We start from the raw sequence: 25,846 nt of genomic DNA, 5'->3' as shown, positions 1-25,846 counted from the left end.
GACAGTCACCACCGACGAGTCTCCGCCGTTCTGTCGGTGCTCTGGCCCGCTTGCTCAGTCTTCCCCCTCACCCCTTCTTCGTCTTCGCCGAGACCCAGTCCATCGCCGCCAGCAGCACACCGGAGACGACGAAGGTGAGGTGGATGATGACGAGCCAGCGCAGTTGCGGCTCCGAGAAGGGCGTTTCGGCATGCGCCTCGCCGATCTCCATGAAGCGCTTGAGGAGATGGATGCCCGAGATCGCCACGATGGAGGCGATCAGCTTCAGCTTCAGGCCCGAGAAATCGACCTTGCCCATCCATTCCGGCCGGTCGCTCGTCGCCTCGATGTCCATCTTGGAGACGAAGGCCTCATAGCCCGAAAAGAGCACGATGAGGAGGAGGTTGCCGGCGAGCGTCAGGTCCACCAGCGTCAGGACGGCGAGGATCGCGTCCTCCGACGACATGGTGAAGGTCTGCGGCGCATAATAGGCGACCTCGCGGGCGAAGACGATGACCAGCATCGCCAGCGAGACGACGAGGCCGAGATACATCGGCGCCATCAGCCAGCGCGAGGCGAAGAGCCCCCGCTCGAACCCGCGCTCGATCTGGTTCTTGTCCATCCCGTCCCCCCTCTCTCGTTCGCTTCGACTGCACCGGCTTGGCGGCCGCTCTCTGGGCGGCGATCAGATGGGGAGGGGGGTGCCTGCCGTCAATCGCCGAAAGGCGCCGGGAGCGCGGTTTTCCGGGGCTTTGGGAGATCGTCTCGTCCCGCGGCGGCGTTTCTGCTAACCTTGCGGGCTCCACTTGCGGGCTACACTTGGGGGCGCCCACCCGGAGGCGAAATTGAAGCTTCTCGGCCCTGTCGCGGTTCTGCTTCTCGCTCTCGCGGCTCCCGCGCACGCCACCTCCGGGCCGGGCTGCCTCGTGGTCGTCAACGTGGCTTCCAGCGATCCGCTCAACATGCGCGCCGGGCCCTCGGCCGCCGCCGGCATCGTCGATATTCTCGTCCCCGGCCGGCACGGTATCGTTCATCTGGACGCGCCCTGCGCGCCCGCCTCGCGCCCCTGGGCGCAGCGCTGGTGCCCGGTCACCCATTATGACGGGGACCGGGTGAGAAGCGGCTTCGTCAAGGCCCGCTACGTGCGCGATAGCGACTGCCCCTGAGGCCGCCGCGGCGCCGCCTAAGACCCCGCTGCCGAACCGTTCAAGACCCCGCCGGCGCGCCCGAAGAAAAGGCGCCGCTGCGCCCTTTTCGTCCGGCGAAACGCCGCTTTTCTGCGCGGTTTAAGGCGGCTTATTGAAACCGCGTTGCCGCTGGAGCGTTTGCAATCTAACGAGTTCAGCGTGGCGCCCCGGCCCTGCGCCGGAGAAGCAGCCCGAAGTGAGTTGACCCCATCTTGCCTGCCCCCATCCTGTCTGCCCCCACCTTGTCTGGCCCCACCTTGTCTGGCCCGACCGTCGATCTGACGAACTGCGACCGCGAGCCGATCCACCAGCTCGGCGCGATCCAGCCTTTCGGCTTTCTGCTCGCCGCCTCCGCCGACTGGAACGTCGCCCGCGCCTCGGCGAACCTTGCCGATTTCCTCGGCCTTTCCCCCGAAGAGGCGATCGGCCGCCCGGTGGTGGAGCTGATCGGCGAGAAGGCGCTGCACGCCATCCGCAACGGCCTCACCGTCATGCGCGGCACCGATGCGGTGGAGCGCCTCCTTGCCCTGCCGCTCGGCCCGGCCGAAAAGGCCTTCGACGTCGCCGTGCACATGGTGGACGGCCAGATCGTCATCGAGGGCGAGCCTTCCGATGCGGGCGCCGCAAGTTCCGCGGCGAGCACCGTGCGCTCCATGATGTCCCGGCTGGAACAGGCGAGCGGCCTCGACGGGCTCCTGCGCGAGGGCGCGCGCCAGGTGCGGGCGCTCACCGGCTTCGACCGCGTCATGGTCTACCGTTTCGACGAGGAGGGCGCCGGCGAGGTGATGGCCGAGGCCGTGCGGCCGGGCATCGGCTCCTTCCTCGGCCTGCATTATCCCGCCTCCGATATCCCGGCGCAGGCGCGCATCCTTTATCTGAGGAACCTCTTTCGCATCATTGCCGACGTGAACGCCGAGCCGGTGCCGGTCGTCCCGGCGCTCGACGCCAAGGGGCGCCCGCTCGACCTTTCCATGTCGATCCTGCGGGCCGTCTCCTCGATCCACATCGAATATCTGAAGAACATGGGGGTGGCGGCTTCGCTGTCGATCTCCATCGTCGTGGAGGGAAGGCTCTGGGGCCTCTTCGCCTGCCATCATTACAAGCCGCTCCTGCCTTCCTTCGAGCGCCGCTCCGTCGCCGAGCTCTTCGCCCAGCTCTTCGCCTCCCGGCTTGAAAGCCGCGAGCGCCGGCTCGCCGGCGAGTTCGAGATCGAGGGCCGCCGCGTCGCCGACCGCATCGTCGCCTCCGTGGCCGACGACGCCTCGCTCCTGGAAAACCCCGAATGGCTCGCCGAGAGCATTTCGCAGACCATTCCCTGCGACGGCATCGGCGTCTGGCTGGAGGGCGAATACGCCCTTGCCGGCATCGCCCCGGACCGGGAGGAATTCGAGGCGATCGTCGGCAGGCTGAACGCGGCGGCTTCCGGCGAGGTCTTTTCCACCGACAGCCTGTCGGCCCTTCTCGGGCGCGAGGTGGCGGGCGGAAGGGTGGCCGGGCTCCTCGCCATTCCCGTCTCGCGCCTGCCGCGCGATTATGTCGTGCTCTTCCGCCAGGAATTCGTGCAGAGCGTCGAATGGGCCGGCGATCCGACGAAGCCGGTGGAGGCCGGGCCGAACGGCGACCGGCTGACGCCGCGCAAGAGCTTTGAGAAATGGTCGGAGCTGGTGCGCGGACGCTCGCGTCCTTTTACGTCTGCGGAAAGACGCGTCGGCGAGGCGATCCGCATCGCCCTCATCGAGACGGTGCTGCGCCTGACCGAGGAAGCTAACCGCTTCCGCCAGCAGGCAAATGAGCGACAGGAACTTTTGATCGCGGAACTCAACCACCGCGTCCGCAACATTCTGAGCCTGATCCGAGGCCTTGTACGCCAGACGCGGGTCTCTTCGCGCACAATTGAATCCTATGTCGGCCAGCTCGACAGCCGCCTGCAGGCGCTGGCGATGGCGCACGACCAGATCACCCGCGACCACTGGGCGCCGGCGCCGCTGCGTGCGCTTCTGGAGGCGGAGGCGGCAGCCTATCTCGGGCCGAAGGCCGATCGCGTCACCGTCTCCGGCCGGGAAGCGCTGCTGACGCCGGAGGCCTTTTCCACCGTCGCCCTCGTCTTCCACGAGCTTCTGACCAACAGCGCCAAATACGGCAGCCTTTCCGACAACGGCGCCATCGACATCGCCTGGGATCGGCGCAAGGACGGCAGCCTGAACATCGCCTGGCGCGAGCATGGCGGCCCGGCCGTCAAGGCGCCGACGCGCCAGGGCTTCGGCACGACGATCATCAACCGCTCCATCCCCTTCGACCTGAAGGGCGAGGCGGAAGTCGTTTTCGAGCTTTCCGGGCTGAAGGCGAACTTCGTCATCCCTTCGCGCTATGTCTCCTTTGCCGAAGGCGAGGCGCCGGAACCGGCAAGCCTGGAGGCGCGGCCCGCCGCCGCCAGGGCGAACGGGGCGATCCTTCTGGAGCGCAACGTGCTCCTCGTGGAAGATAGCCTTATCATCGCCCTTGATGCCGAAAGCATCCTTGCCGATCTCGGCGCGCCTTCGGTGCATGTCTGCACGGGGATTGCCGAAGCGCGCCAGGTGATCGCCGCCCATCAGATCGACATGGCGCTTCTCGACGTCAATCTCGGCGACCAGACGAGCTTTCCGCTCGCCGACGAGCTCGCCGCCGCCGGTGTGCCCTTCCTTTTCGCCACGGGGTATGGCGAGGATACCGACCTTCCCGAGGAGCATCGGGGCCGCCTTGTCCTGCAAAAGCCCTATACGGCGCAGAGCATGGCGAAGAAATTCGCCGAATTGCTGAGCGAAGGTGGCTGAGGCGGCGCGTCGGCCATTTGCGCCCCGGCCCCGCAATCGGCTACTGAGCCGGAAACGCTCCGCGGCGCATCCAGCGCCCCATCCATGAAGGCCCACATGCTTCACAACACCCTCGCCCGTATCGATTCCGCCGTCGAAGGCCCGGCCCTTGAGCGCCTTTTCGAACTCGTCTGCATCCCGTCCATTTCGGCCGATCCGGCCTATGCCGACGACTGCCGCAAGGCCGCGGAATATTGCGCCGGCCAGCTCAACGAGATCGGCTTCGAGGCTTCGGTGCGGAAGACGATCGGCCATCCGATGGTGGTCGGCCACTACAAGGGCGCGGGCGAGGGCAGGCCGCACATTCTCTTCTACGGCCATTACGACGTGCAGCCGGTCGATCCGCTGGAGCTCTGGGACAACCCGCCCTTCGAGCCGAAGGTGGCCGGCGAGGGCGGCAAGGCAAAAATCCTCGGTCGCGGCTCGTCCGACGACAAGGGCCAGTTCATGACCTTCTTCGAGGCCGCCCGCGCGCTGATGGAGGAGACGGGCGCGCTGCCGGTCAACGTGACCATCCTTCTGGAGGGCGAGGAGGAATCGGCGAGCCCTTCCATGGTGCCGTTCCTCAAGGAGAACGCCGAGGAGCTGAAAGCGGACATCGCCTTCGTCTGCGACACCGGCATGTGGGACGCCGACACCCCGGCGATCGCAACGCGCCTGCGCGGCCTCCTCTATGAGGAACTCTTCGTCGAGGGCCCCTCGCACGACCTGCATTCCGGCCATTACGGCTCGGCGGCGCGCAACCCGATCCATGTCCTTGCCAAGCTGCTGGCGGATCTGCGCGACGATGACGGCCGCATCCAGATCCCCGGCTTCTACGACGGGGTGAAGGAGCTGACGGCCGAGGAAAAGGCCGAGTGGGAAAGCCTCGGCTTCGACGAGAAAGCCTTCATGGACGAGATCGGCCTTTCGCTTCCGGCGGGCGAAAAGGGCTATTCGGCGCTGGAGCAGACCTGGGCGCGCCCGACGGCGGAAGTGAACGGCATCATCGGCGGCTATACGGGCGAGGGCGGCAAGACGGTCATTCCGTCCAAGGCCTCGGCGAAGATCTCCTTCCGCCTCGTCGGCGAGCAGGACCCGGACAAGATCCGCGAGGCCTTTTACGCCTTCGTGCGCGAGCGCATCCCGGCCGACTGCAAGGTCGCCTTCAAGAGCCATGGCGGCGAGGGGGCGATCACCCAGCCTTCCGACAGCGACTGGGTGAAGACCTCCCTCAAGGCGCTTTCCGAGGAATGGGGCAAGGAGGCCAAGCTGACGGCCATGGGCGGCTCGATCCCCATCGTCGCCCAGTTCAAGCGCATCCTCGGGCTCGACACCGTGCTGGTCGGCTTCGCGCTCGACGATGACCGCATCCATTCGCCGAACGAGAAGTACAACCTGAAGAGCTTCCATGGCGGCGCCCGCTCCTGGGCCCGCATCCTCTGCGCCCTCGGCAAATAGGGAACGGAGCCGAAGCCATGCGCGCGCTCTGTGTTTTCTGCGGCTCCAACGAGGGCGCGCGACCGGAATATGCCGCCGCGGCGCGTGCGCTCGCGGCCGAGATCTCCGGGCGAGGCATCACCCTCGTCTATGGCGGTGCGAAGGTCGGCCTGATGGGCATCCTCGCCGATACGGCGCTTGCCGCCGGCGGCCGCGTGGTCGGCGTCATGCCGCAGGCCCTCGTTGCCAAGGAGGTCGCCCATCGCGGCCTCACCGAGCTTCACGAGGTCGCCTCCATGCATGAGCGCAAGGCGATGATGGGCGACCTTTCCGATGGCTTCATCGCGCTGCCGGGCGGTGCCGGCACGCTGGAGGAGGTCTTCGAGGTCTGGACCTGGGGCCAACTCGGCCATCATCGAAAGCCCGTCGGGCTTCTCAATGTCGCCGGCTTCTATGACGGGCTGGTGGGCTTCCTCGACCATCAGGCCGAGGAACGCTTCATGCGCCCCGAGCACCGGGCGATGCTGATGGTGGAAGACGGGCCCGCCGCGCTGATCGACCGGTTCGCGGCCTACGAGGCGCCGAGCGTGCAGAAGTGGATCAGCCGCGAGGAGCGGTGAAACATGCCATGCCGGCTTCCGGCATGGCGAAGGAGGGCGGATGTCGCCTGCTTTCACCTATTTCACCCTGGGCATCGCGATCGTCGCCGAGGTGATCGCCACGACGGCGCTCGCCCGCAGCGATGCCTTCACGCGGCTGGGGCCGAGCCTCGTCACGGTGGCAGGCTATGCGGTTGCCTTCGGTTTCCTTTCCCTGTCGCTGCGGGTAATGCCGACCGGTGTCGTCTACGCCATCTGGTCGGGCGCGGGCATCGTTCTCATCAGCCTCGTCGCCTGGCTGTGGCAGGGGCAGAAGCTCGACCTGCCGGCGCTCCTCGGCCTTGGCCTCATTGTCGCCGGCGTGGCGATCGTGAACCTCTTTTCGCGCGCCGCCCCGCACTAGGACCGGGGGCATCAGGCCGATGAAGATGATGCGCCTTGACGATGAAGCGGTCGAAAGGCTGAGAAAGCGGATCGGCGAGCTGCCGCCCGGCGAATTCCATCTGCCCGCCATCTGGGGCGAGGACTGGGACCGGCTCTATGTCGGCGACAAGGTGCGCCTCGGCCGGGACTTTCTGGAAGTCGTGCGCGCTGGGCGCCTGCCGGGTGTGGAAGACACCGGCCGCAAGAAGGGCGGCGGCCGGGTCTATTCCTGGAAAGGGTAGGCCCGCCCCAGGCGGAGCGGGGTGGCGGCCGCTCAGCCGAGAAGGTCGGCGAGCCCGATCGGGAAGCGGCGCACGCGGATACCGGTCGCATGCCAGACGGCGTTGGCGATCGCTGCCCCCGTGCCGGTGATGCCGATCTCGCCGACCCCCTTGATGCCGAGCGGGTTCACATGCGGGTCGTCCTCGGCCACGAGGATCGCCTCCATACCCTGCAGGTCGGCGTTCACCGGCACATGGTATTCGCCGAAATTGGCATTCATGATGCGCCCGGAGCGCCGGTCGTGAACGGCCTTTTCGTGGAGCGCGAAGGAAAGGCCCCAGATCATGCCGCCGAGATACTGGCTCTCCACCATGCGCGGATTGATCACCCGCCCGGCTGCGAAGGCGCCGACAAGGCGGTTGACCCGCATCTGTCCGAGATCGGGGTCTACGGCGACCTCAGCGAAGACGGCGCCATGGGCGTACATAGCATAGGCCTCTTGCGCCGAAGGGTCGCCGGCGCCCTGGCCGCTGCCTTCGATCTCGTCGAGATCGGCCCGCTCCAGGATGTCGGCATAGCTTTCGCCCACCCCCTCGTCGTCCTGGCGGATGAGCCTGCCATCACGCGCGATCACGCCGACATTGCCGGCGCCGAAGAGCGGCGAGCGCTCATCGCCGACCGCGAGCGCCGTCAGTTTCTCGATGACGGCCGCACCGGCGCTGTAGATGGCGTTTCCGGCCGTTGCGGTGTGCGTCGAACCGCCGGCAACGCCCGCATCAGGCAGGTCGGAAGTGCCGGAGCGGAACTCCAGCGCCTCCATCGGAAGGCCGAGCCCGTCGGCGGCGATCTGGGCGAGCGCCGTCCAGGCGCCCTGTCCCATATCGTGGCCGCCGGCCTCCATCACACCGCTGCCGTCGCGGCGGATGACGGCGCGGGCATTGCCCTGGAACATGAGCGCAGGGAAGATCGCCGTGCCCATGCCCCAGCCGAGAAGGCGGCCCGATCCGTCACGCATCTGGCGTGGTTCGAGAGGGCGATCCTGCCAGCCGAAGCGTTCGGCACCCTCCCGGTAGCATTCCTTGAGCGCCTTGGAGGAGAAGGGCTTGTCGGAAATGGGCTCGACATCGGCGTAGTTCTTCAGTCGGAAGGCGAGGGGGTCCATGCCGGCGGCAAAGGCTGCCTCGTCGATGGCGCTTTCGAAGGCGATCGAGCCCGACGCCTCGCCGGGCGCGCGCATGAAGGAGGGGGTGCCGGTATCGATCCGCACCGCCTCATGGGAAGTGTGGAGCGCCGGCACCTTGTAGAGCGCCTGGCCGACGCCCGAGGCGGGTTCGACGAAATCGTCGAAACGGCTGGTGGCGGCGCGGGTGAGGTGGTCGAACGCGGTGAGGGCCCCGGTTTCGTCGAGGCCGAGCTTGATCGTCTGGCGCGTCTGGCCGCGATGGCCGACCGACCCGAACATCTCTTCGCGGGCGAGAACGAGCTTGACCGGGCGTCCGGTGAGTTTGGCCGCGAGGATGCCGAGTGCCTCCGGGCTCGAAACGGAGCCCTTGGAGCCGAAGCCGCCGCCGAGGAAGGGGCTGCGGATATGGATGTTTTCCGGCTTCAGCCCGAAGAGGCCGGCGATCCGCATCCGCGACATGGCCAATCCCTGCGTCGGCATGTCGAGCTGGAGCTTGTCGCCGTCGAAACGGGCGACGACCGCATGCGGCTCCATGGCGTTGTGGTACTGCGGCGGCGTTTCATAGGTCGCTTCGACGCGCTTTGCAGCCGAAGCGAGAGCGGCTTCGACATCGCCTTTGGTGGCCTCGGCCGGCATGCCGGGGCCGACAGCCTGGGGCTTGAAGACGTCGCCGTCGAGCGTGACCTCGGGGCGCTCCGCCTCGTAGCGCGGTGCGAGAAGGATGGCGCCTTCCTTTGCCGCCTCCAGCGTCTCGGCGACCACGACGGCGATCGGCTCGCCCGCGTAGCGGACCGTATCGTCCTTGAGGAGATTCATGCGGAACATCAGCGGATTCGACTTCTCGTATGGATCCATCGCGAGCGGCGGCCGGTTTTCCGGCGTCATCACCTCGACGACGCCGGGATGGGCCTTGGCCGCCGCGACGTCGAGAGAGACGACGCGGCCGCGGGCGATGCTCGCCGGCACGATGACGGCATGGAGGAGGCCGTCGGGATGGTTGTCGGCTGCATAGGTGGCGCCGCCGGTGACTTTGAGCCGGCCCTCGCTGCGGGTCAGCGGCTGGCCGATATTGGAGCCGTGGCGCATGCGCGGGCCGGGCTGGAGCTGTGCGATCTCAGACATGGATGACACCTTCCGAAAGGGGCGCGAAGGGCGAAGCGGGGAGCGCCGGCATCACCTCGGGCGTGCCCGAGGCGGCCATCGCGAGGGCGCGGGTGACGATGCGCTTGCCGAGCGCGATCTTGTAGGCGTTGTCGCCGGAGGGCCTGGCATCGGCGAAAGCGGCTTCGGCGGCTTTCTCGAACGAGGCGCGGCTCGCCGGAGCCCCGGCAAGGGCGGCTTCGGCCTCGATGGCGCGCCACGGCCGGGCGGCGACGCCGCCGAGCGCCAGACGCGCTTCGGCGATGGTGCCGTCCTCTATCCGGAGCGCGGCAGCCGCCGAGACGACGGCGAAGGCATAGGAGGTCCGCTCGCGGACTTTCAGGTAGCGCTGGTTCGCGGCGAAACCGGCGGCTTCGGCCGGCAGGCGGACCCCGACGATCATCTCGCCCGGAGAAAGCACGTTCTCCCTGTCCGGCGTGTCGCCCGGCAGCAGGTAGAAGTCGGTGATCGGCACGTCGCGCCGCCCGTCCTTGCCCTCGATCTTGACGATGGCGCCGAGCGCCGTCAGCGGCACGCAGAAGTCCGACGGATGGGTGGCGATGCAATGCTCGCTCCAGCCGAGAACGGCGTGGCCGTGGTTCTCGCCGCCGATGGCGTCGCAGCCGGAGCCCGGCGCGCGTTTGTTGCAGGCGCTGGCAGTGTCGTAGAAGTAGGCGCAGCGCGTGCGCTGCAGGAGATTGCCGCCGACGGTCGCGGCGTTTCTGAGCTGCGCGGAGGCGCCGGAAAGAAGCGCTTCGGCGACGGCGGGAAAGCGGGCCGAAAAGGCCTCGTCATAGGCGAGTTCGGAATTCTTCACGAGCGCGCCGATGCGCATGGCGCCATCGGCAAGCGTCTCGATCCGATCGAGGCCCGGCAGATGGGTGACGTCGACGAGACGCTCCGGCCGGCTGACCCCGCCCTTCATCAGGTCGAGAAGGTTGGTGCCGGCGGCAAGATAGGCCGAACCCGGCTCGGAAGCGGCCGCGACGGCCTCGGCGACGTTTTTCGGGCGGATATAGTCGAACCGGTTCATGCCGCAGCACTCCTGTCGCGCTCGGAAAGTTTCGCCTCGGCCTCGAGCACGGCTTCCGTGATGCCCCTGTAGGCGCCGCAGCGGCAGAGATTGCCGCTCATCAGCTCGCGCACCCGCTCCGGATCGTCGCCGGCATGGCCTTCGGCGATGAGGCCGACGGCGCTCATGATCTGCCCGGGCGTGCAGTAGCCGCACTGGAAGCCGTCATGGGCGATGAAGGCCTCCTGCACCGGATGCAGCTGGCCGTTCTCGGCGAGCCCTTCGATGGTGCGGATGTCGGCCCCGTCATGGCTGACGGCGAGGGCAAGGCAGGAATTGATGCGCTGTCCGTCGACAAGGATCGTACACGCGCCGCACTGTCCCCTGTCGCAACCCTTCTTGGTGCCGGTAAGGTGAAGGCGTTCCCGCAACAGATCGAGGAGCGTGACGCGCGGATCGTCGAGGTCGATCGATCGCGGCTCGCCATTGATGGTGAGGCTGATAGTAAGGTTCATGCGGCCACCTTTTCGCTGTGGATGGCGGCGCATATATGGAGGCACCCTCCGTTTTCAAGGGTTGGTGCTGCAGAAGAATAGATGGAACGGAAAACTTCAAAGCCAATGCGCCGGCCGCGCGCCGATTCGGTCCGAAATCGCGACCGCCTGCTTCAGGCCGCCTCCGAGGTGTTTCGCACCAGGGGAGGGCAGGCGACATTGGAAGGCGTTGCCCGGGAGGCGGGTGTCGGCATCGGCACGCTCTACCGGCATTTCCCGACCCGCGAGGCGCTGTTCGAAGCCGTCTACCGGCGCGAGGCGGACCAACTGGCGGAACTTTCCGAAAGGCTCGCACGCGAAGAGGAGCCGGTTGCCGCGCTGCGCGCCTGGATGCACGCCAATATCCGCATGATCGCCACCAAGCAGGGCATGCTGACGGCGCTGGCGCTCGCCGTCGACAAGTCCTCGGAAGTCTACACCTATTCCTACAGCCGGCTGACGGGCGCGATCGGCCTCCTCCTTGGCCGCGCCGTCGCCGCCGGGCGCATCCGGGACGACGTGAAGGCCGACGACATCCTCCTGACGCTGGTCGGCATGAGCCTGGTGCGCAGCCAGCCGGGCTGGGAGGAGGACGTCATTCGCCTCGCCGACATGTTTCTCGATGGGCTGACCCGGGGCGGGACGGCGCGCGACTGACGCTCCTCACGCGACGCTTCAGAGCCGCGTCAGGCCCTCAAGGCTCGGCAGCACGGCGGCCGGGGCGAGGTCGTGGTATTCGTCTGCTGCGCCGGCGCGGTTGATCCACACGGTGCGGAAGCCGAAGGCGGTGGCTCCGGCAATGTCCCAGCGATTGGAGGACTGGAAGGAAACGGCCTCCGGATAGACGCGAAATCGCGTGGTCACCAGCTCGTAGGCCCGCTCGTCCGTCTTGTAGATCCTGAGCTCGTCGACGGACAGGACGGCGTCGAAAAGGCCGCCGAGCCCGGCGGCGGTGACGGCCGAGGCGAGCATCTCCGGCGAGCCGTTGGAGAGGATGGCGAGTTCCTTGCCCTCCTCTTTCAGCCGCTTCAGCGCCTTGGGCACCTCGGGATAGCAGTCGAGCCTGCGATAGGCCTCCAGCAGCGCCGGCTTCATCGAGGAATCGGCCTGCGGGAAGGTCAGGAAGGCGTGGTCGAGCGCCTCTTCCGTCAGGCTCCAGAAGTCGCGGTAGCGGCCCATCATGGAGCGCACCCAGGAATATTCCAGCTGCTTGGCACGCCAGTGGGCGGAGAGCCGGTCCGCATCCGGCCCGACCGCCTCGGCATGCCGGCGCACGGCCGCATGCACGTCGAAGAGCGTGCCATAGGCGTCGAAGACGAAGATCGCAGGTGCCATTTGTCGCCTCGCCATTTGTCGCCCCTTTGTCAGGCTGTAGTGTCTAGCAAGGCCCGGCCGTTCAGGCTACCGCGGAGGGTCACGGCCGCACCGGCCGCAAGGGCGGAATCAGCGCACCTCTCACCTTGACCGCATATGCGGCGCTAGGAGGGGTGCGAAAGAGAGGACATCATGGCTGAGTGGTCGCAAACCTGGACATGGCTCGAAGGCGAATGGCACGAGGGCAACGTGCCGATCCTCGGCCCGCGCAGCCATGCCATGTGGCTCGGCTCCTCCGTCTTCGACGGTGCCCGCCGCTTCGAGGGCATCATGCCGGACCTCGACCTCCATTGCGCCCGGCTCAACGCCTCGGCTCTCGCGCTCGGTCTACAGCCGACCATGGAGGTGGAGGCGATGATGGCGCTCGCGGCCGAAGGCGCGAAGAAGTTTGACGACACGGCCGCGCTCTACATCCGTCCCATGTACTGGGCGGAGGAGGGCGGCTTCATGTCCGTGCCGGCTCTCGCCGCCTCGACGCGCTTCTGCCTGTGCATGTACGAGACGCCGGCGCTGGAGCCGAAGGGCTTTTCGGTGACGCTCTCGCCCTATCGCCGCCCGACCATCGAATGCGCGCCGACCAACGCCAAGGCTGGCTGCCTTTATCCCAACAACGGCCGGGCGATCCTGGAGGCCAAATCGCGCGGCTTCGACAACGCGCTGGTGCGCGACATGCTCGGCAACGTCGCCGAGACCGGCACGTCCAACATCTTCATGGCGCGCGACGGCGTCGTCTTCACGCCCGTGCCGAACGGCACTTTCCTCAACGGCATCACCCGCCAGCGCGTCATCGCCATCCTGCGCGAAGCCGGCATCGAGGTGCGCGAGCAGGCCCTGACGATCGCCGACTTCATGGCTGCCGACGAGATATTCTCGACCGGCAACTATTCCAAGGTCGTGCCCGTCACCCGGATCGAGGATCGCGACCTGCAGCCGGGACCTCTGGGCATACGCGCCCGCGCGCTGTATTGGGACTGGGCGCATAGCTGACCCGCTGCGGTCTGCGGGGAACCGCCCTCGGGGCAACTTGATTTCTCGGACAACCTGGAGGTTCTCCATGCACCGCTTCGTCGCCGTCTCTCTCGCCGGCCTCGTTCTTGCCGGCGCTGCCGCAAGTCCCGCCGCCGCGAGCCCGTTCCGTTTCGACAAGGGGGTCGGCACCTGCGCCGCGCTGACGGCGCGCTACGATCCGGCAAGCCTGTGGTTCGGCTGGGTCTCAGCCCAGAGCCGGCCGATCACGAACGACCTCGACGGCGGCGTGATGCCCTTCCACGCCGAGGGCTGCTTCCGCACCGAGGCGGAGTGCAGGCGCTTCATCAACGAGGGGCTGAGCTTCGCCGACGGCCGCCTGATCGGCATGCGCTGCGAGCCGGGCGTGCCGGCCCGCGCGATTCGCTAGCGAAGCGGCTACGGCCGGGGCGGCACGGCCTTGAGATAGGCGGCGATCGCCTCGCGGTCGCCCGGCTGAAGCTTCGCCAGCTCCTCCTGCACCGCCACCATCGAGCCGCCGACGGAATCGAAATCCGGCGTGAAGCCGCTTTCGAAGAAGTAGGCGATATCCGCCTCGCTCCACGCGCCGAGCCCTTCCTCGGAAGGCGTGATGTTGGGGATCTTCCCCTTGCCTTCCGGGTTCGGCGCGCCGGCGAGCCACTCTGACCGCTGCATGCCGCCGATGGCGTCGCGCGGCGTATGGCACTCGCCGCAATGGCCCGGACCTTCCACCAGGTAGCGGCCGAGGACGAGCTTTGCGTCGCTCTCCGCCACCTCCACCACCGGCTTGTGCGTCAGGTTGAGCCGGTTCCACAGCCCCATGCCGCGCCGGACATTGAAAGGGAAGGAAAGGTCGTGACCGGCGACCTCCTGCGAGACGGCCGGCAGCGTATCGAGATAGGCCTTGAGGTCCAGCATGTCCTCCACATGCATGCGCGTGTAGGAGATGTAGGGAAAGGCCGGATAGAGATAGGAACCGTCCGGAGCGAGCCCCCGCTTCATGGCGTTGACGAAGTCGATGTCGCTCCAGCCGCCGATGCCGGTCGCTTCGTCGGGCGAGATGTTGGGCACGCGGAACGTGCCGAAATCCGTGGCGAGCTCCAGGCCGCCCCCGAGTTTCAGCCGCTCTTCGCCCTTCGCCTTCGGCGCCGCATGGCAGTTCGCGCAGCCGCCGACGATGAACATCCTCTCGCCGTTCTCAAGGTCCGCCTCATGGGCGGGCAGCGCCGCCGCCTCAAGCGGCCGCGGCGCCGTCAGGAACCAGAAAGTGGCGGCGGCGAGGACCGCCAGAACGACGACCGCCGCCGCAAGCTTCTTCACCATCAAGGATCAGTTCTTGTCGAGCTTGTAGTCCTCGTGGCAGGACTTGCAGTTCTTGGCGATGTCGCCGAAGGCGGCCTTGAAGGCGTCGAGATCGGCCGGCGGACTCGCCATCGCCATCTCGGTGGAGGACTGCAGCTCCTCGATCTTGGCGTTGAAGCCCGCCATGTCCTCCCAGATCTTCGGCGAAGCCTCGGTGTCGCCACCGGTCTTGGAATCTTCCGGGAAGAAATGGCCGACCGAATGGGCGCCGGCGTTGATCGTGGCGATGACCATGGCCCCGACCGCCGGATTGTAGGGGATTTCCCCCTTCATCATGCCGCCGCCGACCTTTGCGGAGGCGCCGAAGGATTTCATGATCGACTGGCGTGCCGAGATGGCGTCCTCTCCGGAGATCATGTCCTGCGCATAGGCGGCGCCGACAGCGACGGCGGAGGAAACGAGAAGGGCAAGCGTCAGGCTTCGGATCATCGGGCAAATCTCCAAATATTGCGGGCGCGCCATATTATAGGGGCGCGCGATGGCTCGCCCACCGCCGATCGCCGCGTCAGAAGGTCTTCACGCAGGTGTGAGATGGGCGGAATTCCGGGGAGGAAGCGTGATGAGAGGCATTCTTTGCGCCGCCGCGTTGCTGGCGGCGACCATCGGCACGGCGGCCGCCGGGTTGAGCGATCCGCCGCCGCCGCGCGGGGGAGGTCCCTGCGAGGCGGGCGCGGGCCCGTGGATGGGCACCTTTTCCGGCCGGCGCATCGACCCCTTGAACGACTGGGTGTGGCCGGTCTCGGCGCGCGCCTGTTTTCCGAGCGAGTATCTGTGCCGGCGCTGGGTGAGCGAGGTCCAGACCTGGGCGGATCTGCCCGGCCTGATGCGCTGCGAGCGGATCGGCCGATAGAAGGGACACGTGCGCCGGCCATCGGAGCCGACGTGCTGGACCGGCGGGCATGAAAAAGCCCCGGCCGGATGGCCGGGGCTTCGGTCTCTTCCAGCGACGGAGCCTACTTCGCGCCTTCGTAGAGTTCGGCGACGTAGTCCCAGTTGACGAGGTTGTCGAACCAGGCCTCGAGATACTTCGGCCGGGCGTTGCGGTAGTCGATGTAATAGGAATGCTCCCACACATCGACGCCGAGAAGCGGGGTGGCGCCGTGCACGAGCGGGTTCTCGCCGTTCGGCGTGTTCATGACGGAAAGCTTGCCGTCCTTCATGGCGAGCCATGCCCAGCCTGAACCGAACTGGCCCTTGCCGGCATCGATGAACTTGCTGCGGAATTCGTCGAACGAGCCGAGATCGCTGTCGATCTGGCTGGCGAGCCCGCCCGGAAGGGAACGGCCGCCGCCGCCTGCCTTCATCCACTTCCAGAAATGGATGTGGTTGTAGAACTGCCCGGCTTGGTTGAAGAGCTTCGGGTTGTCCGTGTGGCTCTTCTTTACGATCTCCTCAAGGTCCATGTTCTCGTATTCGGTACCCTTGATCATGTCGTTCATGGTCGTGCAGTACGCGTTGTGGTGCTTATCGTGATGATATTCCAGCGTTTCTGCCGACATGTGCGGGTTGAGCGCGTCGTAGGAATAGGGAAGGTCCGGCAGGGTGAATGCCATGGATGTTTCTCCTCTGTCTGAAATTGCTCCGGTCACCGATTCAACACGGGTGCGTGGGCGCCGGTTCCGCGAAACATAAGGGCCGGGCCGCCTTTGGCAACGCCCTGGCGGAGGCGCTTGCCGCAGCGGCAGGGCCTCGCTAGCTTCGTTCCAAAGCACATAAACCGGGGGATCTCATGGCAATTGCAGCTACCCGCCTTGCGGCCGCATTCGCCGTCTCAGCGCTGGCTTTTGGACTCGTCGGCGGTGCGCCTGCGGCCTTCGCCCAGTCCGGCGCAAGCGATGCCGCCACGCTGAAGGCGAAACAGAAGCCGGGCACCTCATCCGAGAGCGTCGCCCCTGCGCAGGAGACTGCCGAGCCGCCCTCCGGCAAAGCCCCCGACGAGGCTTCCGGTAAGGCACCCGCCGACGAATTGGAAAAGTCCGGCGAGGCCTCGGCGGCCCCTGATGCGGCAGCCGGCGCCGCCGAGGATGCCGCCGAAGCCGGGACAGCTACGCCGGGGACGGCACAGGAGACCGGCGCGTGCGAGGGGTCCGTGGAGGCGCTCGACGCCGCGCTCGCCGAGAGCGGCGGCGAGGCTCTCGCCACCTTCGCCGGCCGCTACGCCCAATGCCCGCTTGCCGAGGTCGCCCGCCACGAGGCCGCGCGGCGCCAGAAGGCCGATGCCATGGCGAGCCGGATCGAGGCGCGCAGCGCGCCCTATCTCGCCTATGCCTGTGACGCGCTCGCGGCTTCCACGGAGGATCCGCAGCGGCCGGAGAACGTGCCGGGCGTTGCCTTCAACGATATCGACGCGCCGCTGGCGATCGAGGCCTGCCGCATCGCGGCCGAGGCCAATCCGCAGACCCCGCGCCTGACATTCGAACTCGGCTATGCCCTCGACAAGGCTGGGCAGGACCGCGAGGCGCTTGAGGCCTATCGCAAGGCGGCCGATGCGGGCTATCCGCACGCCTGGACGCTGATCGGCACGATGTACGATTTCGGCGAGGGCGTCCCGCAGGACGATTCCGAGGCCGTCTCCTGGTACACGCGCGCCGCCGAGGCGGACGATCCGCTCGCCCAGCGCTATCTCGGCACGAAATATCGCGACGGCGACGGCGTGGAGCAGAGCTGGGACGAGGCCGCCCGCTGGTATGCGCGGGCCGCGGCGCAGGGCGAGGCGTTCGCCCTCAACGAGATCGGCTGGTTCTACGAGACGGGCCGCGTCTTCCAGCAGGATGTGGGCCAGGCGGCGCAGTATTATCGTCTCGCCGCCGAAAAGGGGAACTCGACCGCGCAGTACAATCTCGGCCTTGCCTATCTCAACGGAAGGGGAGTCGCCGAAGACGCCCGTACGGCCGCCGTCTGGCTGCGGCGCTCGGCCGAAGCTGGCGACACGGATGCGCAGTTCAAGCTGGCGCTTCTATACCGCGAGGGCCGGGGTGTGGCGATCGACCCGCAGGAATCGGTCTACTGGTTCCGCAAGGCCGCCGAGGCGAGCAACCTGAGCGCCCAGAACGAGCTCGGACTTGCCTATGAACGGGGCGAGGGCGTGGAACGAGACATGGGCAAGGCGGAGGCCTGGTACCGCAAGGCGGCGGCGGCTGGCCAGGATTCGGCGCAGAACAATCTCGGCGTCCTCTACCGTGACGGCGACGGCCTGCCCCAGGACAGCAAGCAGGCGGTCGCATGGCTCGAAAAGGCGGCCGCGCAGGGCAACGCCGTCGCCCATGCCAATCTCGCCTTCATGTATATCGAGGGCACCGGCGGCCTTGAGCGCGACCAGCGTCGGGCGGCCCGGTATCTGATCGACGCCTACGCCCTCGGCGAGCCGCGGGCCGAACAGGTGCTGATCGATCATCGCGGCCGCCACCAGCCGCCCGACTTCCGCCGCGCCGTGCAGGAGCGGCTGAAGGAACTCGGCTTCTACAACGGCGCCATCGACGCCGTTCTCGGCCGGGGCACCGAGGCGGCTCTTCGCAGATATCGCGAGCAGAAGGGCTAGGCCGGCCCGCCTCAGCGGCGGGCGATCTCCTGGACGAGCTTTCGCCGCACCACCTCGGCGAAGTTCTCTGGCTGGTCGACGGACATGACGAAGGCGGCCGGTCCGCCGATCACGTCGCGGCGGTAATGCTCGATCAGTGGCTCACCGCCCACCCGGCGCACGACGCCGCCGGGCCTCGTGATGACGAGCCCGTTGATGGTGATGCCGTCGGCGACGGCGTCCTGGCGCGAAAGCTCCAGCGGTCGCCCGCCGATATTCGGTCCATCGCCGGAGACGTCGATCACCTTCCTCAGCCCTTCGAAGCCGTTCTGGTTGATGAGCGCGTGGGAATAGGCGATCGCCTCGGAGATGGAATTGTAGCCACGCGCGGCGCGCGGCCGGTTCCTGAGTGCCTCGGCAAAGCGCGCGGCGTCTGCCGCTCCGGAAACGAGCGTCCACTCGACAATGGTGTGCTGCGAGGCCGGCCCTCCCCATTCGACATAGGCGAGGGCGACGGCACCGACGAGGCCGGCCTCCACCACGTTGAGGAATTCAGGGCTCTCGATGGCGGCGGCATATCCTTCGCGCTGGAAGGCGAGCTCGTCGTCGTCGATGGAGCCCGAGCCGTCGGCGGCGAGCACCAGCTCCACATCCACCTCGACCGGCTGCGCCATCGCCGGCGCGCCCGCTGAGAGGAGCGCGCCGAGAGCGAAAAGAGCACCGAGAAGCCGCATCAGGGGATTTTGCGTCCCCCTCAGGCCGCCGGCAAGGGCACCCTTTCCGTCAGTCCCATCACCTTCAGCGCGAAGGCGTATTCGATGGCGACTTCCTTCAGCGCGTCGAAGCGGCCCGAGGCGCCGCCATGGCCAGCATCCATGTTGGTGCGCAGCAGCAGCACGTTGTCGTCGGTCTTCAGTTCCCTGAGGCGCGCCACCCACTTCGCCGGCTCCCAGTAGGTGACGCGCGGATCGGTGAGGCCGGCCATCGCCAGAAGCGGCGGATAGGCCTGTGCCCTGACGTTGTCGTAGGGCGAATAGCCGAGGATCGTCTGGTAGTCGGCCTCGCTGAGGACCGGGTTTCCCCATTCGGGCCATTCCGGCGGCGTCAGCGGCAGCGTGTCGTCGAGCATGGTGTTGAGCACGTCGACGAACGGAACGTCGGCGATCACCCCGCCGAAAAGGTCGGGCGCCATGTTGGCGACGGCCCCCATCAGCATGCCGCCGGCCGAGCCGCCATGGGCGACGATGCGGCCCTTCGAGGTGAAACCCTCCCTCACCAGATGCTCGCCGGCGGCGATGAAGTCGGTGAAGGTGTTCACCTTGGTGCCGCGTTTGCCGGTCTCGTACCAGGAAAAGCCCTTGTCCTTGCCGCCTCGGATATGCGCGATGGCATAGACGAAGCCGCGGTCGACGAGCGAAAGCCGCGTCACCGAAAAACCGGCCGGAATGGCGATGCCGTAGGAGCCGTAGCCGTAGAGCAGGCAGGGCGCCGAGCCGTCGAGCTTCGTCTCGCGCCGGTAGAGGAGCGAGACCGGCACCTCCTCGCCGTCCGCCGCCTTCGCCATCACCCGCCGCGCCACGTAGCGCTCCGGATCGTGGCCGGACGGCACCTCCTGCTCCTTCATCAGCCGCCGCTCGCGGCTCTCCATGTCGTAGTCGACGACGCGCGAGGGTGTTGTCAGCGAGGAATAGGAAAAGCGCAGCGTCGTCGTCTCGAATTCGTAGCCCGGGTCGATGCCGAGCGAATAGGCCTCCTCGTCGAAGGCGATCTCGTGCTCCTCGCCGCCGAGCCGGTGGATGACGATGCGCGGCAACCCGCTTTCGCGCTCCAGGCGGACGAGATGGCGGGCGAAGAGGCCATGGGCGAGGAGAAGCCGGCCAGGCTTGTGCGGCACCAGCTCCTGCCAGTTTTCGCGGTCCGGCGCTTCCACCGGGGCCGTCTGGATCGCGAAATCCTTCGCTCCCCCGGCATTGGTGCGGATGAAGAGGATGCCGTGCGCCTCGTCGACATAGTATTCGATGCCGTCCTCGCGCGGCGCGATCAGCATCGGCTCGCTCTCCGGCGCGTCCGCCGGGATGAGCCGCGCTTCGGAGGTCTCGTGGGTGTGGCAGTCGATGACGATGAAGTTCTTGGAGCGCGTCATGCCGAGGCCGACGAAAAAGCCCGGATCCGCCTCTTCGTAGACGAGCACGTCCTGCGACACGCCGGTGCCGAGCCGATGCCGGAAGACCTTCGAGGGGCGGTGGTTGGCGTCGAGGCGCACATAGAAGAGGTGCTCGCCGTCCGCCGACCAGACGGCGCCGCCGCTCGTGTCGGGAATGACGTCTGCGATGTCCTCGCCGGTCGCAAGGTTGCGCACCTGCAGGGTGTAGAATTCCGAGCCGGAATCGTCGAAAGCCCAGGCGAGCCGCTTGTGGTCGGGAGAATGCGAGGCGCCGCCGATCTTGAAGTAGGCGTGCCCCGCCGCGAGCGCGTTGCCATCGAGAAGCACCTCTTCCTCGCCACCCTCGCGCGCCCGGCGCACATAAAGAGGATGCTGGCCGCCCGCAATGTAGCGGACGGAATAGGAAAAGGGTCCGTCGGGGGCGGGAACGGAGGAATCGTCCTCCTTGATGCGCCCCTTCATCTCGGCAAAGAGCGTCTCCTGTAGCCCCGTCGTGTCGGCCATCTCGGTCTCAAACCAGGCATTCTCCGCTTCCAGATAGGCGCGGATCTCAGGGTCGAGGCTCGAGGGATCGCGCATCACCTCCTGCCAGTTGTCGGCCCTCAGCCAGTGATAGGGGTCCTGACGCGTATGGCCGTGATGGGTGATCTCGACGGGCCGTTTTTCGGCGCGCGGCGGTCTCTTGCTTGTCGTGGTGCTCATGCCCGGCGGGTTAGTGCGGATTTTCCGGCGGGGCAAGGTGGGCGCGGGCGCGGCATTTCTCAAAAGGAAAGAGCCCCCGGCGATGCCGGGGGCTCCTGCCACTGACCGAGGGGAGCAATCAGTAGCAGATCTTGCGCGTGCGCCAGACGTAGTGGCCCTTGTAGGGGCTCCACACGCGCACCTTGCGGAACTCGCAGTAGCCGTAGACAGGGTGGCCGTAATAGGGGCCGTGGCCGTGGGCGATGGCGGCCCCGACACCGAGGGCGGTGGCGCCGGCGATGATGCCGAGGGCAAGGCCCTTGCCGCCCGCCTGGGCGGAGCCGGTGGTGGCGGAAACGGAAGCGGTGGCGAGCGTGGCGACAGCCAGCGTCGTGACGGCGATCTTCTTGAACATGGCTTTCTCCTTCATCTGTCGGTGAGGAGCTCTTGGCTCTCGAACAGTGGGTGGCGGGAGAGGCCGGAAAGGTTCATTCGGCGCTGGCGAGAAATCGAAAAAAGTAGCTGCGATCTATTGGATGCTGTGGGTCGCGGGTCCTTGCGGGCAAAAGAAACCCCCGGCGGGGCCGGGGGCTCCTTCCTCGCGCAAGGGGCGCGGATCAGTAGCAGAATTCGCGGTTGCGCCAGACGTAGTGGCCGCGGCGCGGGCTCCACACGCGGACCTTGCGGACCTCGCAATAGCCGCGGACCCGGTGGCCGTAATAGGGGCGGGGATGCGAGTTGGCGATGGCGGCGCCGACGCCGAGGATAGCCGCGCCGGCAATGATGCCGGCGGCGATGCCGCCGCCGCCCGCCTGGGCGCTGGTGGAAGTGGAAACGGTGGCGGTGGCGATCGTGGCGACGGCCAGGGCGGTGACGGCGATCTTCTTGAACATGACATTCCCCTCTTCGTGTTTCGGCGAGTAGCTGCGTGCTCTCGATGCTTGGAGACTAGAAAAGGGAAGGGAGCCGAGATGTGCGCACCATCACAAGGCGAGATGTCTCTTGTCTTTTTTCTCTCGCGTCGCCGGGGCACGGGGCGGCTTGCGAGGACGCCCGCCCGGGCACGACGAAAGAGCCCCCGGCGATGCCGGGGGCTCCTGGAAGGCGTTGCTGATCTCAGATCAGTAGCAGAATTCGCGGTTGCGCCAGACGTAGTGGCCGCGGCGCGGGCTCCACACGCGGACCTTGCGCACTTCGCAGTAGCCGCGGACCCGGTGGCCGTAATAGGGGCGGGGCCGCGAATTGGCGATCGCCGCTCCCATGCCGAGGATGGCGGCACCGGCGATGATGCCGGCGGCGACGCCGCGGCCGTTGGCCTGCGCGCTGGTGGAAGCGGAGAGGCTGGCGGTGGTGATGGTCACGACGGTCAGGGCGGTGATGGCGATCTTCTTGAACATGACGTTCCCCTCTTCTGTTTCGGCGAGTAGCTCTGTGCTCTCGATGGTGAAGAGATAGATTGCCCGGGAACAAGAAGATGTGTGCTCGGTCACATGCGGTGACTGCGCCTTACTTCTCCTCGAAATCGAGTGCCACGCCGTTCATGCAATAGCGCTGGCCGGTCGGCTGTGGCCCGTCCGGGAAGACATGGCCGAGATGTCCGCCGCACCGGGCGCAGCGCACTTCCGTGCGGCGCATGAGGAAGGAGCGGTCCTCGTGCTCTTCCACGGCCTCCGAGGAGATCGGCTGGAAGAAGCTCGGCCAGCCGGTGCCGGACTCGAACTTGGCGCTGGAGGTGAAGAGCGGCTCGCCGCAGCCGGCGCAATGGTAGACGCCGTCCCGTTTCTCCACGTTGAGCGGCGAGGTGAAGGCGCGTTCCGTGCCGTGGCGCCGCAGCACCTTGTATTCTTCCGGGCTCAGCTCAGCCTGCCATTCGCTCTCGGTCTTCTCGATCTTGTCCATCTCGTCGATCCTTGTTGCTTGTCGCGATAGCTAGTTTGCATCCGCGCCCGGACAAGCCTCCCCGGCGCGGACGGCTCTCGTCGGTGCTTATCGGACCGCTGCGGCTTGCCCCCATTCCCTTCGCCCGCTATCGATCTTCATATTCCCGCAACGGCCCTCCCGCATGCCACTACAGCAGATCGACTGGACCTATATCGCCATGGCGGCGCCCTTTGGTGCGGCGCTGGTGGCGCCTCTCGCAAAGCGGGCCCTCGGCGCGGGCGCCGGCTGGATTCTGGCGCTCGTCCCGGCGGCGATGTTCCTGCATTTCCTCGCCATGGTCGGACCGATCTCGGCGGGGGAGGTGATGACGGCGGGCTTCGACTGGGTGCCCCAGATCGGCGTGCGCTTTTCCTACCGGATCGACGGGCTCAGCCTCCTCTTCGCCATCCTGATCTCGGGCATCGGCACGCTGATCATCATCTATTCCGGCGCCTATCTCAAAAGCCACGAGCACCAGGGCCGGTTTTTCTCGTTCATGTTCCTCTTCATGGGCGCCATGCTCGGCCTCGTCCTTTCCGACGATTTCCTCGCCCTGTTTGTCTTCTGGGAGCTGACCTCGATCACCTCCTTCCTGCTCATCGGCTTCGATCATGCGCGCGAGGCCTCGCGGCGGGCGGCGCTGCAGGCGCTCGTCATCACGGTCACGGGCGGGCTCTGTCTTCTCGGCGGCCTGCTGCTGCTTGCCGCCTATCTCGGCATCCATTCCATGTCGGAGGCGATGGCGCTTGGCGACAGCTTCAAGACGCACGCCCTCTACATGCCGGTGCTGGTGCTCATCCTGCTCGGCGCCTTCACCAAGTCGGCCCAGTTCCCGTTCCACTCCTGGCTCGCCAACGCCATGGAGGCGCCGACGCCGGTCTCCGCCTATCTGCATTCGGCGACGATGGTGAAGGCGGGCGTCTATCTGCTCCTGCGCGTCCATCCCTTCATGGGCGGCACGGAGGCATGGACGACGATCCTGCCGGTCTTCGGCGGCCTCACGCTGATCGCCGGAACGCTCCTGGCGCTCCGCCAGACCGACATGAAGCTCATCCTCGCCTACACGACCGTCGCCTCGCTCGGCCTGCTGGTCATGCTGGCGGGAACGAGCACCGAGACCGCGATCCTGGGCGCGCTCGTCTATCTCCTCGCCCATTCGCTTTTCAAGGGCGGCCTCTTCATGGTCGCCGGCACGGTCGATCACGAGGCGAAAACCCGCGATCTCAACGAACTGGGCGGCCTTGCCCGGGCGATGCCCATCACCTTCGCCGCCGCCCTCGTCTGCGCCTGGTCGATGGGCGGCCTTTTCGTCACCCTCGGCTTCTTCGCCAAGGAGGCGATGTATGAGGGCCTCTTGCATGCCGGAGCCGGCGGCACGCTGCTCCTCGGCGTGGCGGTCGTCGGCAATGGGCTCATGTTCGCCGCCGCCTTCGCCGTGGCGCTCCTTCCCTTCATCCGCCGGCGCAAGCCCACCCTCGGCGCCGTGCATGAGGGGCCGGTCGGCCTCTGGCTCGGCCCGGTCACGCTGGCGCTCTGCGGTGTCGCCGGCATCGCCCTCGCCGGCTGGACGCAGGCGCATCTCATCGGGCCGACGCTGCTAGCCGTCACCGGTGCAACGCCGGAGCTCGATCTTTCCTTCGCGCTGCATTTCAACGAGGTGCTCGCCTTCTCCGGCGCGACCTGGCTTCTCGGCATCGTCGCCTTTCTGGCCATCTCGCCCATCCGCCGGGCGATCGCGGCCGTGCTCGATGCGATCGGCTGGGGGCCGGACAAGGGCTTCGACCAGTTCGTTTCCGGTATCTCCAGCCTTTCCGGGGCCATCACCCGCTTCATTCAGACGGGCGACCTGGAGCGCTACATCTCCGTCACCTTTGCCGCCTTCGCCCTCTGCCTGCTCGTGCCGCTGGTCGTCTTCGGCGAATGGCCGTCCTGGCCGGCCGAGTTCCATCTCGCCTTCTACGAATGGGCGGTGGCGGGCCTTGCCGTCGCCGGTCTCGTCGCCGTCCTCGTCGCGCGCAACCGGTTGATCGCCATCGTCTCGCTCGGCATCCAGGGATTTGCCGTGGCGCTGATCTTCATGCTCTTCGGCGCGCCCGACCTTTCCTTCACCCAGTTCATGGTGGAAACGCTGTCGGTGGTCATCCTCGCCCTCGTCATGACGCGCCTGAGGCTGATGCCCTCCGATCGGCGCAACGTCTTCCAGCGCGTGAAAGACGGTACGATCGCCATCGGTTGCGGCGTCGGCACGGCCGCGCTGCTTCTGTCCGTCACCAACCAGCCCTTCGACGATCGGCTCTCGGTGTTCTTCGCCGATTACTCGCGAACCATCGCCCATGGCCGCAACATCGTGAACGTCATCCTCGTCGACTTCCGCGGTCTCGACACTTTGGGCGAGAGCGCCGTCGTTCTGATCGCCGGCCTTGCCATCCTGGCGCTCCTGCGTTTCCCGACGCCATGGCGGCGGCGGGGTGACGAGGCGACCCCTGGGGAGGAAGCATGAGTACCGTCATCTTTCGGGCCATCGCGCCCTATCTCACCGCGCTGATGGTGCTCTTTTCCGTCTTCGTGCTGCTGCGCGGCCACAACAATCCGGGCGGCGGCTTCATCGGCGGGCTCATCGCCGCTTCCGCCTTCGCCATCTACGGCATTGCCTACGGGGTGCCCCCGGTACGCCGAGCGCTGCGCTTCCATCCGATGCAGATCGCCGGAACGGGCCTCCTCTTCACGGTCCTCGCCGGCATTCCCTCGCTCTTTGCTTCCGTGCCGTTCCTGACCGGCATGTGGGCCTACCCGACCGTTTTCGGTATGGAGATCGCCGTCTCGACCCCGCTCGTCTTCGATATCGGCGTCTATCTCGTCGTCCTCGGCACGATCTCCTCGATCGCGCTGTCGCTGGAAGAGAAGGAGCGCTGATGGAGGCCCCCCTCGCGCTTCTCGTCGGCTGCTTCTTCGCCGCGAGCGTCTATCTTTTGATGTCCGATTCCCTGATCCGCATCATCCTCGGGGTGGCGGTCCTGTCGAATGCGATCAACCTGCTGATCTTCGTGGCGGGCCGTATCGTCAAGGAAGTGCCGCCGATCATCCCCGAAGGGGCGCAGGTGCCCCCGATCGACACGGCGAACCCGCTGCCGCAGGCGCTGGTCCTGACTGCGATCGTCATCTCTTTCTCCTTCTTCGCCTTCCTGCTCGTGCTCATCTTCCGCACCTATCAGGCCCTCGGCACCGACAGGACCGACGAGATGCACGTCGCCGAACCGAAGGGCGGCCCTGTTCCGCCCAGGGGATACTGAGG

The 25,846-nt window shown here is 67.0% G+C and carries 28 protein-coding genes; 14 read left to right on the top strand and 14 right to left on the bottom strand.

The features are described 5' to 3' along the window. Positions 1-67 precede the first annotated feature (67 nt). The gene (locus CLD20_RS07700; protein WP_224406035.1) at positions 68-601 is read right to left on the bottom strand and encodes a TIGR00645 family protein; all 534 of its coding nucleotides are present in this window, start codon (positions 599-601) and stop codon (positions 68-70) included. 223 nt (positions 602-824) lie between these two features. On the opposite strand from CLD20_RS07700, the gene CLD20_RS07695 reads away from it, so the two are divergent. From CLD20_RS07695 to CLD20_RS07670, 6 genes are all read left to right on the top strand, one after another. Beyond that, a complete protein-coding gene (locus CLD20_RS07695; protein WP_224406034.1) occupies positions 825-1,145 on the top strand; it encodes a hypothetical protein in 321 nt (106 codons plus the stop codon). Between the two features lie 278 nt (positions 1,146-1,423). Continuing rightward, positions 1,424-3,979 (top strand): HWE histidine kinase domain-containing protein, encoded by a 2,556-nt coding sequence (locus tag CLD20_RS07690; RefSeq protein ID WP_224406033.1) that lies wholly within the window; start codon positions 1,424-1,426, stop codon positions 3,977-3,979. Positions 3,980-4,063: 84 nt separating this feature from the next. Continuing rightward, positions 4,064-5,458: a dipeptidase gene (locus CLD20_RS07685; RefSeq protein ID WP_370636841.1), complete on the top strand. Its 1,395-nt coding sequence runs from the start codon at positions 4,064-4,066 to the stop codon at positions 5,456-5,458. Positions 5,459-5,475: 17 nt separating this feature from the next. After that, positions 5,476-6,057 (top strand): TIGR00730 family Rossman fold protein, encoded by a 582-nt coding sequence (locus CLD20_RS07680; protein ID WP_224406031.1) that lies wholly within the window; start codon positions 5,476-5,478, stop codon positions 6,055-6,057. A 40-nt stretch (positions 6,058-6,097) separates the two neighbouring features. Further along, positions 6,098-6,439, top strand: a complete 342-nt coding sequence (locus CLD20_RS07675) for an SMR family transporter (protein ID WP_224406030.1) — start codon at positions 6,098-6,100, stop codon at positions 6,437-6,439. Between the two features lie 28 nt (positions 6,440-6,467). Next, positions 6,468-6,701 (top strand): DUF1413 domain-containing protein, encoded by a 234-nt coding sequence (locus CLD20_RS07670; RefSeq protein WP_224406029.1) that lies wholly within the window; start codon positions 6,468-6,470, stop codon positions 6,699-6,701. Between the two features lie 32 nt (positions 6,702-6,733). Here CLD20_RS07670 and CLD20_RS07665 read toward each other — a convergent pair whose 3' ends face one another. The 3 genes from CLD20_RS07665 to CLD20_RS07655 are packed head-to-tail and all read right to left on the bottom strand — an operon-like array spanning position 6,734 to position 10,531. Further along, positions 6,734-8,986 carry a xanthine dehydrogenase family protein molybdopterin-binding subunit gene (locus tag CLD20_RS07665; protein WP_224406028.1) on the bottom strand — a complete coding sequence of 751 codons (2,253 nt, stop codon included), beginning with the start codon at positions 8,984-8,986 and terminating at the stop codon, positions 6,734-6,736. Continuing rightward, entirely contained in the window at positions 8,979-10,037 is a 1,059-nt protein-coding gene (locus CLD20_RS07660) for a xanthine dehydrogenase family protein subunit M (RefSeq protein ID WP_224406027.1), read from the bottom strand. Before CLD20_RS07660 ends, CLD20_RS07665 begins: the two co-directional genes overlap by 8 nt. Then, complete coding sequence (locus tag CLD20_RS07655; protein ID WP_224406026.1) at positions 10,034-10,531, bottom strand: (2Fe-2S)-binding protein; 498 nt, start codon at positions 10,529-10,531, stop codon at positions 10,034-10,036. Before CLD20_RS07655 ends, CLD20_RS07660 begins: the two co-directional genes overlap by 4 nt. 105 nt (positions 10,532-10,636) lie before the next feature. On the opposite strand from CLD20_RS07655, the gene CLD20_RS07650 reads away from it, so the two are divergent. Then, positions 10,637-11,206 (top strand): TetR/AcrR family transcriptional regulator, encoded by a 570-nt coding sequence (locus tag CLD20_RS07650; RefSeq protein ID WP_224406025.1) that lies wholly within the window; start codon positions 10,637-10,639, stop codon positions 11,204-11,206. An 18-nt stretch (positions 11,207-11,224) separates the two neighbouring features. Here the strand turns inward: CLD20_RS07650 and CLD20_RS07645 are convergent, their stop codons facing one another. Further along, positions 11,225-11,884 carry a haloacid dehalogenase type II gene (locus tag CLD20_RS07645; RefSeq protein ID WP_224406024.1) on the bottom strand — a complete coding sequence of 220 codons (660 nt, stop codon included), beginning with the start codon at positions 11,882-11,884 and terminating at the stop codon, positions 11,225-11,227. A 171-nt stretch (positions 11,885-12,055) separates the two neighbouring features. Between CLD20_RS07645 and CLD20_RS07640 the strand changes: the two genes are divergently transcribed. Continuing rightward, the gene (locus tag CLD20_RS07640; protein ID WP_224406023.1) at positions 12,056-12,910 is read left to right on the top strand and encodes a branched-chain amino acid aminotransferase; all 855 of its coding nucleotides are present in this window, start codon (positions 12,056-12,058) and stop codon (positions 12,908-12,910) included. A gap of 67 nt (positions 12,911-12,977) precedes the next feature. Then, positions 12,978-13,319, top strand: a complete 342-nt coding sequence (locus tag CLD20_RS07635; protein WP_224406022.1) for a hypothetical protein — start codon at positions 12,978-12,980, stop codon at positions 13,317-13,319. 8 nt (positions 13,320-13,327) lie between these two features. Here the strand turns inward: CLD20_RS07635 and CLD20_RS07630 are convergent, their stop codons facing one another. Both CLD20_RS07630 and CLD20_RS07625 read right to left on the bottom strand, forming a co-directional pair. Beyond that, positions 13,328-14,233 carry a cytochrome c gene (locus CLD20_RS07630; RefSeq protein ID WP_224406021.1) on the bottom strand — a complete coding sequence of 302 codons (906 nt, stop codon included), beginning with the start codon at positions 14,231-14,233 and terminating at the stop codon, positions 13,328-13,330. A 6-nt stretch (positions 14,234-14,239) separates the two neighbouring features. Further along, positions 14,240-14,701 carry a cytochrome c gene (locus tag CLD20_RS07625; RefSeq protein ID WP_224406020.1) on the bottom strand — a complete coding sequence of 154 codons (462 nt, stop codon included), beginning with the start codon at positions 14,699-14,701 and terminating at the stop codon, positions 14,240-14,242. 130 nt (positions 14,702-14,831) lie between these two features. Here CLD20_RS07625 and CLD20_RS07620 point away from each other — a divergent pair, with 130 nt between their 5' ends. Further along, complete coding sequence (locus tag CLD20_RS07620; RefSeq protein ID WP_224406019.1) at positions 14,832-15,122, top strand: hypothetical protein; 291 nt, start codon at positions 14,832-14,834, stop codon at positions 15,120-15,122. Positions 15,123-15,225: 103 nt separating this feature from the next. On the opposite strand, the gene CLD20_RS07615 is transcribed toward CLD20_RS07620, so the two are convergent. Next, the gene (locus CLD20_RS07615) at positions 15,226-15,825 is read right to left on the bottom strand and encodes a superoxide dismutase (RefSeq protein WP_224406018.1); all 600 of its coding nucleotides are present in this window, start codon (positions 15,823-15,825) and stop codon (positions 15,226-15,228) included. 176 nt (positions 15,826-16,001) lie between these two features. Here CLD20_RS07615 and CLD20_RS07610 point away from each other — a divergent pair, with 176 nt between their 5' ends. Beyond that, a complete protein-coding gene (locus CLD20_RS07610; protein WP_224406017.1) occupies positions 16,002-17,810 on the top strand; it encodes a peptidoglycan-binding protein in 1,809 nt (602 codons plus the stop codon). Between the two features lie 11 nt (positions 17,811-17,821). Here CLD20_RS07610 and CLD20_RS07605 read toward each other — a convergent pair whose 3' ends face one another. The 6 genes from CLD20_RS07605 to msrB form a co-directional block, all read right to left on the bottom strand. Beyond that, entirely contained in the window at positions 17,822-18,523 is a 702-nt protein-coding gene (locus CLD20_RS07605; protein WP_224406016.1) for a DUF1194 domain-containing protein, read from the bottom strand. A 20-nt stretch (positions 18,524-18,543) separates the two neighbouring features. Beyond that, positions 18,544-20,655 carry a S9 family peptidase gene (locus CLD20_RS07600; protein WP_224406015.1) on the bottom strand — a complete coding sequence of 704 codons (2,112 nt, stop codon included), beginning with the start codon at positions 20,653-20,655 and terminating at the stop codon, positions 18,544-18,546. Between the two features lie 118 nt (positions 20,656-20,773). After that, positions 20,774-21,049: a tyrosyl-tRNA synthetase gene (locus CLD20_RS07595; protein ID WP_224406014.1), complete on the bottom strand. Its 276-nt coding sequence runs from the start codon at positions 21,047-21,049 to the stop codon at positions 20,774-20,776. 202 nt (positions 21,050-21,251) lie between these two features. After that, positions 21,252-21,527, bottom strand: a complete 276-nt coding sequence (locus tag CLD20_RS07590; protein WP_224406013.1) for a tyrosyl-tRNA synthetase — start codon at positions 21,525-21,527, stop codon at positions 21,252-21,254. 228 nt (positions 21,528-21,755) lie between these two features. Next, a complete protein-coding gene (locus tag CLD20_RS07585) occupies positions 21,756-22,031 on the bottom strand; it encodes a hypothetical protein (RefSeq protein WP_224406012.1) in 276 nt (91 codons plus the stop codon). A gap of 109 nt (positions 22,032-22,140) precedes the next feature. Next, the gene (msrB, locus tag CLD20_RS07580; RefSeq protein WP_224406011.1) at positions 22,141-22,533 is read right to left on the bottom strand and encodes a peptide-methionine (R)-S-oxide reductase MsrB; all 393 of its coding nucleotides are present in this window, start codon (positions 22,531-22,533) and stop codon (positions 22,141-22,143) included. Positions 22,534-22,696: 163 nt separating this feature from the next. Here msrB and CLD20_RS07575 point away from each other — a divergent pair, with 163 nt between their 5' ends. From CLD20_RS07575 to CLD20_RS07565, 3 genes are read left to right on the top strand one after another with little or no spacing between them, the layout of a single operon-like run. Further along, on the top strand, positions 22,697-25,054 hold the full coding sequence (locus tag CLD20_RS07575; RefSeq protein ID WP_224406010.1) for a putative monovalent cation/H+ antiporter subunit A: 2,358 nt from the start codon (positions 22,697-22,699) through the stop codon (positions 25,052-25,054). After that, a complete protein-coding gene (locus CLD20_RS07570; protein WP_224406009.1) occupies positions 25,051-25,467 on the top strand; it encodes a Na+/H+ antiporter subunit B in 417 nt (138 codons plus the stop codon). Before CLD20_RS07575 ends, CLD20_RS07570 begins: the two co-directional genes overlap by 4 nt. Then, positions 25,467-25,844, top strand: a complete 378-nt coding sequence (locus CLD20_RS07565; RefSeq protein WP_224406008.1) for a Na+/H+ antiporter subunit C — start codon at positions 25,467-25,469, stop codon at positions 25,842-25,844. The genes CLD20_RS07570 and CLD20_RS07565 overlap by 1 nt, the downstream gene beginning before the upstream one ends. Positions 25,845-25,846 lie beyond the last annotated feature (2 nt).

Origin of the sequence: Afifella sp. IM 167, from assembly GCF_020144925.1 — a bacterium.
Classification (GTDB): domain Bacteria; phylum Pseudomonadota; class Alphaproteobacteria; order Rhizobiales; family Afifellaceae; genus Afifella.
Note: the sequence above shows the minus strand (reverse complement) of the source record. Positions and strands in the feature narration are given on the sequence as shown.

What these genes read in the sequence shown, in the direction of transcription:
- CLD20_RS07625 (WP_224406020.1), bottom strand. Translation starts at nt 14,701, where the DNA reads ATGATCCGAAGCCTGACGCTTGCCCTTCTCGTTTCCTCCGCCGTCGCT.
- CLD20_RS07620 (WP_224406019.1), top strand. Translation starts at nt 14,832, where the DNA reads ATGAGAGGCATTCTTTGCGCCGCCGCGTTGCTGGCGGCGACCATCGGC.
- CLD20_RS07565 (WP_224406008.1), top strand. Translation starts at nt 25,467, where the DNA reads ATGGAGGCCCCCCTCGCGCTTCTCGTCGGCTGCTTCTTCGCCGCGAGC.
- CLD20_RS07630 (WP_224406021.1), bottom strand. Translation starts at nt 14,233, where the DNA reads ATGGTGAAGAAGCTTGCGGCGGCGGTCGTCGTTCTGGCGGTCCTCGCC.
- CLD20_RS07610 (WP_224406017.1), top strand. Translation starts at nt 16,002, where the DNA reads ATGGCAATTGCAGCTACCCGCCTTGCGGCCGCATTCGCCGTCTCAGCG.
- CLD20_RS07685 (WP_370636841.1), top strand. Translation starts at nt 4,064, where the DNA reads ATGAAGGCCCACATGCTTCACAACACCCTCGCCCGTATCGATTCCGCC.
- CLD20_RS07645 (WP_224406024.1), bottom strand. Translation starts at nt 11,884, where the DNA reads ATGGCACCTGCGATCTTCGTCTTCGACGCCTATGGCACGCTCTTCGAC.
- CLD20_RS07640 (WP_224406023.1), top strand. Translation starts at nt 12,056, where the DNA reads ATGGCTGAGTGGTCGCAAACCTGGACATGGCTCGAAGGCGAATGGCAC.
- CLD20_RS07575 (WP_224406010.1), top strand. Translation starts at nt 22,697, where the DNA reads ATGCCACTACAGCAGATCGACTGGACCTATATCGCCATGGCGGCGCCC.
- CLD20_RS07665 (WP_224406028.1), bottom strand. Translation starts at nt 8,986, where the DNA reads ATGTCTGAGATCGCACAGCTCCAGCCCGGCCCGCGCATGCGCCACGGC.
- CLD20_RS07615 (WP_224406018.1), bottom strand. Translation starts at nt 15,825, where the DNA reads ATGGCATTCACCCTGCCGGACCTTCCCTATTCCTACGACGCGCTCAAC.
- CLD20_RS07670 (WP_224406029.1), top strand. Translation starts at nt 6,468, where the DNA reads ATGCGCCTTGACGATGAAGCGGTCGAAAGGCTGAGAAAGCGGATCGGC.
- CLD20_RS07635 (WP_224406022.1), top strand. Translation starts at nt 12,978, where the DNA reads ATGCACCGCTTCGTCGCCGTCTCTCTCGCCGGCCTCGTTCTTGCCGGC.
- CLD20_RS07570 (WP_224406009.1), top strand. Translation starts at nt 25,051, where the DNA reads ATGAGTACCGTCATCTTTCGGGCCATCGCGCCCTATCTCACCGCGCTG.
- CLD20_RS07595 (WP_224406014.1), bottom strand. Translation starts at nt 21,049, where the DNA reads ATGTTCAAGAAGATCGCCGTCACGACGCTGGCTGTCGCCACGCTCGCC.
- CLD20_RS07660 (WP_224406027.1), bottom strand. Translation starts at nt 10,037, where the DNA reads ATGAACCGGTTCGACTATATCCGCCCGAAAAACGTCGCCGAGGCCGTC.
- CLD20_RS07605 (WP_224406016.1), bottom strand. Translation starts at nt 18,523, where the DNA reads ATGCGGCTTCTCGGTGCTCTTTTCGCTCTCGGCGCGCTCCTCTCAGCG.
- CLD20_RS07650 (WP_224406025.1), top strand. Translation starts at nt 10,637, where the DNA reads ATGCGCCGGCCGCGCGCCGATTCGGTCCGAAATCGCGACCGCCTGCTT.
- CLD20_RS07585 (WP_224406012.1), bottom strand. Translation starts at nt 22,031, where the DNA reads ATGTTCAAGAAGATCGCCATCACCGCCCTGACCGTCGTGACCATCACC.
- CLD20_RS07590 (WP_224406013.1), bottom strand. Translation starts at nt 21,527, where the DNA reads ATGTTCAAGAAGATCGCCGTCACCGCCCTGGCCGTCGCCACGATCGCC.
- msrB (WP_224406011.1), bottom strand. Translation starts at nt 22,533, where the DNA reads ATGGACAAGATCGAGAAGACCGAGAGCGAATGGCAGGCTGAGCTGAGC.
- CLD20_RS07600 (WP_224406015.1), bottom strand. Translation starts at nt 20,655, where the DNA reads ATGAGCACCACGACAAGCAAGAGACCGCCGCGCGCCGAAAAACGGCCC.
- CLD20_RS07700 (WP_224406035.1), bottom strand. Translation starts at nt 601, where the DNA reads ATGGACAAGAACCAGATCGAGCGCGGGTTCGAGCGGGGGCTCTTCGCC.
- CLD20_RS07675 (WP_224406030.1), top strand. Translation starts at nt 6,098, where the DNA reads ATGTCGCCTGCTTTCACCTATTTCACCCTGGGCATCGCGATCGTCGCC.
- CLD20_RS07680 (WP_224406031.1), top strand. Translation starts at nt 5,476, where the DNA reads ATGCGCGCGCTCTGTGTTTTCTGCGGCTCCAACGAGGGCGCGCGACCG.
- CLD20_RS07655 (WP_224406026.1), bottom strand. Translation starts at nt 10,531, where the DNA reads ATGAACCTTACTATCAGCCTCACCATCAATGGCGAGCCGCGATCGATC.